This window comes from Hydrogenophaga sp., assembly GCF_035481345.1.
Lineage (GTDB): Bacteria > Pseudomonadota > Gammaproteobacteria > Burkholderiales > Burkholderiaceae_C > Hydrogenophaga.
Genome location: NZ_DATIGV010000146.1, coordinates 1 through 6239, shown reverse-complemented (window position 1 = coordinate 6239; position 6239 = coordinate 1). Strand labels below are relative to the sequence as shown.

Genomic DNA, 6239 nt, shown 5'->3' with positions numbered 1-6239 from the left:
CGAACTGCTGCCGGGCCACCGCAGCCTGGGCCAGCGCGAGCGCGCCATCCTGCTCGTGGCCGATGGCCGCAAGTCCACCGAATCGCTCCACGCCCTCTTCCACGGCGAAGGCCGCGCGATGGTGGAGGCGCTGATCGCCGGTGGCTACCTCATCGAGCAGGCGCCCGCGGCACCACCCGCGCGCCCGGTGCCACCGCCGCCGCGCGGTTCGGTCGACACCTTCAGCGGCCCGCGCTCGCTGGCCAGCGCGCGCATGTTCCTGTTCGACCTGTCGGACCGCATGTTCGCCCCGCGCGACCGCACGCTGGCCGATCGTTTCCGCCAGGCGCTGCGCGAAGCGCGTGACGCGAGCAGCATGATGGCCGTGGGCCAGGAGATGCTCATCGAGATCGAGCGCGTGGCGGGCACCGAGCGCGCCGCCTCGATCAGCGAGCGGCTGGCCAAGGTGCTCCCCGAGTCAACGCTCCAGGACGCCTGATCCGGCCCATCAGCCCCACTGCAGGCAACGCATGGACAGCGTGCCCGAGTGGAAGCCTTCGTAGGTGGTGGTGAGCGCCTCGCGCGGCTCGCTGGCGCCCAGCGCATAGAGGAAGGGCCAGTAGTGGTCGGGCGTGGGCACGGCCATGGCGGCCGAGGCGGGCGCCAGCGTCTCGTACAGCATCAGGCGCCGCTCGTTCTGGAAGCTGCGCTCGCTCAAGGCCCGCTTCACCGCGTCGTCGAAGTCATTGGCCCAGTCGGTGAGGCCGCGCGCGCCGGGCGCCGCGCCGCGCACGGTGGCGCGCAGGTTGTGAACGATGTTGCCGCTGCCCACGATGAGCACGCCGCGCTCGCGCAGCGCCGCCAGTTCGCGGCCGATGGCGTGGTGCACCGGGCCGGGGGCGGCGTAGTCGATGGAGAGCTGGAAGGTGGGGATGTCGGCCTTGGGGTAGAGGTGGTGCAGCACCGTCCAGGTGCCGTGGTCCAGGCCCCAGTCGTCGCTCTCCTGCACGCGGCGGTGCTTCACGATCGAGCGCAGCGCGCGCGCCGTCTCGGGCGAGCCGGGCGCGGGGTACTGCATCTCGTGCAGGGCACGCGGGAAGCCGCCGAAGTCGTGGATGGTGCGCGGCTTCGCCTGCACGTCCACCAGCGTCTCGCCGGGCGTGAGCCAGTGGGCCGACACCGCGAGGATCGCCGAGGGGCGCGGCAGGCGCTGGCCCCAGGCCGCCAGGGCGCGGGTGAAGTCGTTGTCGCTGATCGCGTTCATGGGGCTGCCGTGCCCGATGAAGATCACCGGCATGCGCGATGGCGGTGCGGCGGCGCCGGCCGGGCGCACCGAATGGGTGATCGCGGCGAGCGCGGACAGGGTTTGCAGCAGGTGGCGGCGGTTCATGGATGGGGCGGTGATGAAGCCACGATGCGATCGGCCGTTTCACGCAAGGTTCCCGGCTAGAATCCGCCGCATTGTCAGGAGAGCGTTCCTTCGAGGAACCGCCGAAGGCGCAGGAGGCTTCAACCGCCCCGAACGCTCAGGCAAAAGGACTGGCAGACGCCCGCCGAACGGCAGGCGATCCCCCCTGGAGAGAGGCCCCACCCGATGGGGTCCACCGAAGGAGCAAGCGCGGCATCGCCCGCGTGAATCTCTCAGGTAAAGCGGACAGTGGGGCAGCGCACGGATGACCCCCGTGTTCCGCCCCGCGAGGGGCCTGCCCCCGCCAGCGAGCCCGCCTTGTCTTCCTCCGACGCCTCCACCGATCTCCTGCAGACCCCGCTGCACGCGCTGCACCTTGAACTGGGCGCGCGCATGGTGCCCTTCGCGGGCTACAGCATGCCGGTGCAGTACCCGGCGGGCCTGATGGCCGAGCACCTGCACACGCGCAGCGCCGCCGGTCTGTTCGACGTCTCGCACATGGGCCAGTTGCGATTGACCGGCCCCGACGCGGCAGCCGCCTTCGAGAGCCTGATGCCGGTGGACGTGATCGGCCTGGCGCCCGGCAAGCAGCGCTACGGCCTGCTGCTCACCGACGAGGGCACGGTCATCGACGACCTGATGTTCGTGAACCGCGACGTGGCCAACGGCGGCGACCTCTTCGTCATCGTCAACGGCGCTTGCAAGCACGGCGACCTCAAGCACATCGTTGATCGCATCGGCGCGCGCTGCACGGTGGAGCCGCAGTTCGACCGCGGCCTGCTCGCGCTGCAAGGCCCACAGGCCGTGGCGGCGCTGCAGCGCCTGGTGCCCGGGGTGGAGAAGCTGGTGTTCATGACCGGTGGCGCCTTCCAGTGGCAGGGCAAGCCGCTGTTCGCCACGCGCAGCGGCTACACCGGCGAGGACGGCTTCGAGATCTCCCTGGCCGCCGCCGACACCGAGGCCTTCGCGCGCGCCCTTCTGGCGCAGCCCGAGGTGAAGCCCGTGGGCCTGGGCGCGCGCAACTCGCTGCGCCTGGAGGCCGGCCTCTGCCTGTACGGCAACGACATCGACACCACCACCACGCCGGTGGAGGCCGCGCTCAACTGGGCGATGCAGAAGGTGCGCCGCACCGGCGGCGCGCGCGCGGGCGGCTTCCCCGGCGCCGAGCGCGTGCTCGCGCAACTCGACGGCAGCACGCCGCCGCAGCGCGTTCGCGTCGGCCTGATCGCGCAGGAGCGCGTGCCCGTGCGCGAGCACACCGAATTGCAGAGCGAGGCCGGCGAGCGCCTCGGTGAAGTCACCAGCGGCCTGCTCGGCCCCAGCATCAACCAACCCATCGCCATGGGCTATGTGCCGCCGGCCTTCGCCGCCGTGGGCACGCGCCTGAACGCCATGGTGCGCGGCAAGGCCGTGCCCATGCAGGTATCCGCCTTGCCCTTCGTCCCCAACCGTTACCACCGTGGCTGAACGCCCAGGAGACCGACCATGACCGTCAAGTACACCCCCGATCACGAGTGGATCCAGCTCGAGGACCACGAGGCCGCCGTCGTCGGCATCACCCTGCACGCGCAGGACGCGCTGGGCGACGTGGTCTTCGTCGAACTGCCCGAGGTGGGCCGCACCTACGCCAAGGGCGACGTGGCTGGCGTCGTCGAATCGGTGAAGGCCGCCGCCGACGTCTACATGCCGCTCGACGGCGAAGTGACCGAGGTCAACGAGGCCCTGCGCGCCGACCCGTCCCTGGCCAACAGCGACCCGCTGGGGCAGGGCTGGTTCTTCAAGGTCCTCATCAAGGACATGGGCCAGTTCGATCCGCTCATGGACGAGCCGGCCTACCAGAAGTTCGTCAAGGACAACGCCTGATTCCCTTCCGCCATTGAGGCCCGCCATGCTCATGCCCTCCGTCAAGCCCCTGGGCGAACTCGAAAACGCCAGCGAGTTCGTCGCGCGCCACATCGGCCTCACCGACGCCGATGAACGCCACATGCTCTCGGTCATCGGCGAGGCCTCGCGCCGCGCGCTCATCGACAGCATCGTGCCGCGGGCCATCGCGCGCCGCCAGGGCATGCAGTTGCCCGCGCCGCTCACCGAGGCCGCGGCGCTGGCCGAACTCAAGGCCATCGCGGGCAAGAACAAGCTGCTCAAGAGCTTCATCGGCCAGGGCTACCACGGCACGCACACGCCGGGCGTCATCCTGCGCAACATCCTGGAGAACCCGGCCTGGTACACCGCCTACACGCCCTACCAGGCCGAGATCTCGCAAGGCCGCATGGAGGCACTCGTCAACTTCCAGACCATGGTCACGGACCTGACCGGCATGGCCATCGCCAACGCCTCCATGCTCGACGAGGCCACCGCCGCGGCCGAGGCCATGACGCTGGCCAAGCGATCGGTGAAGGCCAAGGGCAAGGCCTTCGTGGTGTCGGGCGACGTGCACCCGCAGACGATCGAGGTGATCCAGACGCGCGCGGCGCCACTGGGGCTCGAGGTCCGCATCGCCATGTCGGGCGAGGAATGGGCTTCGATGCTCGCGGCCGACGACTACTTTGCCGCCTTCACGCAGTACCCGGCGTCCAGCGGCTGGCTGCACGACTGGACGCAGGACGCGGCCACCGTGCATGGCAAGGGCGCCGCCTTCATCGTGGCGGCCGATCTGCTCGCGCTCACCCTGCTCAAGTCGCCCGGCGACATGGGCGCCGACATCGTGGTCGGCACCACGCAGCGCTTTGGCATGCCCATGGGCAACGGCGGCCCGCACGCCGCCTACATGGCCTGCCGCGACGAGTTCAAGCGCAGCCTGCCCGGCCGCCTGGTGGGCGTGAGTGTGGACGCGCACGGCAAACCCGCCTACCGCCTCGCGCTGCAGACGCGCGAGCAGCACATCCGCCGCGAGAAGGCCACCAGCAACATCTGCACCGCGCAGGTTCTGCCCGCGGTGATCGCCAGCATGTACGCCGTGTACCACGGCCCGCAAGGGCTCAAGCGCATCGCGCAGCGCGTGGCGGCCTACACCGCCATCCTGGCCAAGGGCCTGGCGCAACTGGGCTACACCGACACGCACCACGGCGAACAGGGCGTGTTCGACACCGTGTGCCTGCACACCGACAAGGCACGGACCGACGCCATCGCCGAGCGCGCCGTCGCCCATGGCGCCAACCTGCGCAAGGCCTGGGACAAGTACCTCATCGTCACGCTCGACGAAACCACCACACGCGAGGACATCGCCCTGCTGTGGCGCATCTTCGCCAAAGACGGTCAGGCCCTGCCCTCCTTCGACGCCTTCGAGAAGGGCGTGGAGCCGCTGATCCCCGGCGAGCTGCGCCGCACGAGCGACTTCCTCACGCACCCGGTGTTCAACACCCACCACAGCGAGACCGGCATGCTGCGCTACATCCGCATGCTGTCCGACAAGGACCTCGCGCTGGACCGCAGCATGATCCCCCTGGGCTCGTGCACCATGAAGCTGAACGCCACCAGCGAGATGATCCCCATCACCTGGCCCGAGTTCGCCAACGTGCACCCCTTCGCCCCCGCCGACCAGCGCGAGGGCTATACCCTGCTCGACCAGCAGTTGCGCGACTGGCTGTGCGAAGCCACGGGCTACGCCGGCATCAGCCTGCAACCCAACGCGGGCTCGCAGGGCGAGTACGCGGGCCTGCTCGTCATCCAGGCCTACCACCGCTCGCGCGGCGAGGGCCACCGCAACATCTGCCTCATCCCCAGCAGCGCGCACGGCACCAACCCGGCCAGCGCGCAGATGGTGGGCATGCAGGTCGTGGTCACGAAGTGCGACGAGAACGGCAACGTGGACCTGGCCGACCTGAAGGCCAGGTGCGAGCAGCACTCGAAGAACCTGGCCGCGGTGATGATCACCTACCCGAGCACGCACGGCGTGTTCGAGACCCAGGTGAAGGAGCTGTGTGCCCTGGTGCACCAGCACGGCGGGCGCGTGTATGTGGACGGCGCCAACATGAACGCCCTGGTGGGCGTGGCCGCGCCGGGCGAGTTCGGCGGTGACGTGAGCCACCTCAACCTGCACAAGACCTTCTGCATCCCGCACGGCGGCGGCGGGCCGGGCGTGGGCCCGGTGTGCGTGGTGGAGGACCTCGTGCCCTTCCTGCCGGGCCACGCAGCCGGTGGCCTGCCGGTGAACGGCGTGGGCGCGATCTCGGCCGCGCCGCTGGGCAACGCGGCGGTGCTGCCCATCTCGTGGATGTACATCCGCATGATGGGGGCCGAGGGCCTGCAGCGCGCCACCGAGGCCGCCATTCTCTCGGCCAACTACATCAGCACCCGTCTGAAAGACCACTTCCCCACGCTGTACGCCAGCGCCAACGGGCACGTCGCGCACGAGTGCATCCTGGACCTGCGCGCGCTCAAGGACACCAGCGGCGTGATGGCCGAAGACGTGGCCAAGCGCCTCATCGACTACGGCTTCCACGCGCCCACGCTCTCCTTCCCGGTGGCGAACACGCTGATGGTGGAGCCCACCGAAAGCGAGACGCTCGAGGAGATCGACCGCTTCATCGACGCCATGATCGCCATTCGCGAGGAAATCCGCCGCGTCGAGAAGGGTGAATGGCCGCAGGACGACAACCCCCTGAAGCACGCGCCGCACACCGCGGCCAGCCTGCTCAAGGGCGAGTGGACGCACGCCTACCCGCGCGACGCGGGTGCGGCCGTGCTGGACACGCGCGCGCACGCCAAGTACTGGCCCCCCGTGGGCCGCGTGGACAACGTCTACGGCGACCGCAACCTGTTCTGCAGTTGCGTGCCGATGGGCGACCTCGCCGATTGACCCTGGGTCCCATGGCACGGCGGGGCGGCCGTACACTGCCGCCCTCGTCCCGCC

General features: G+C 70.1%; 5 protein-coding genes and 2 riboswitches. Of the genes, 4 read left to right on the top strand and 1 reads right to left on the bottom strand.

The features are described from left to right. Window positions 1-478 (top strand): hypothetical protein (locus tag VLG41_RS15450; protein WP_325350287.1); only part of this gene is annotated, 478 nt, incomplete at its 5' end. Window positions 479-487: 9 nt separating this feature from the next. On the opposite strand, the gene ygiD is transcribed toward VLG41_RS15450, so the two are convergent. Continuing rightward, entirely contained in the window at window positions 488-1369 is an 882-nt protein-coding gene (ygiD, locus tag VLG41_RS15445) for a 4,5-DOPA dioxygenase extradiol (RefSeq protein ID WP_325350286.1), read from the bottom strand. A gap of 65 nt (window positions 1370-1434) precedes the next feature. After that, a riboswitch (glycine riboswitch) is annotated at window positions 1435-1531 on the top strand. Between the two features lie 12 nt (window positions 1532-1543). Further along, a riboswitch (glycine riboswitch) is annotated at window positions 1544-1647 on the top strand. A gap of 58 nt (window positions 1648-1705) precedes the next feature. On the opposite strand from ygiD, the gene gcvT reads away from it, so the two are divergent. The 3 genes from gcvT to gcvP are packed head-to-tail and all read left to right on the top strand — an operon-like array spanning window position 1706 to window position 6185. Then, on the top strand, window positions 1706-2854 hold the full coding sequence (gene gcvT / locus VLG41_RS15440) for a glycine cleavage system aminomethyltransferase GcvT (protein WP_325350285.1): 1149 nt from the start codon (window positions 1706-1708) through the stop codon (window positions 2852-2854). Between the two features lie 18 nt (window positions 2855-2872). After that, window positions 2873-3250, top strand: a complete 378-nt coding sequence (gene gcvH, locus VLG41_RS15435; protein WP_325350284.1) for a glycine cleavage system protein GcvH — start codon at window positions 2873-2875, stop codon at window positions 3248-3250. A 25-nt stretch (window positions 3251-3275) separates the two neighbouring features. After that, window positions 3276-6185: an aminomethyl-transferring glycine dehydrogenase gene (gene gcvP / locus VLG41_RS15430; protein ID WP_325350283.1), complete on the top strand. Its 2910-nt coding sequence runs from the start codon at window positions 3276-3278 to the stop codon at window positions 6183-6185. The last annotated feature ends 54 nt before the right edge of the window (window positions 6186-6239 follow it).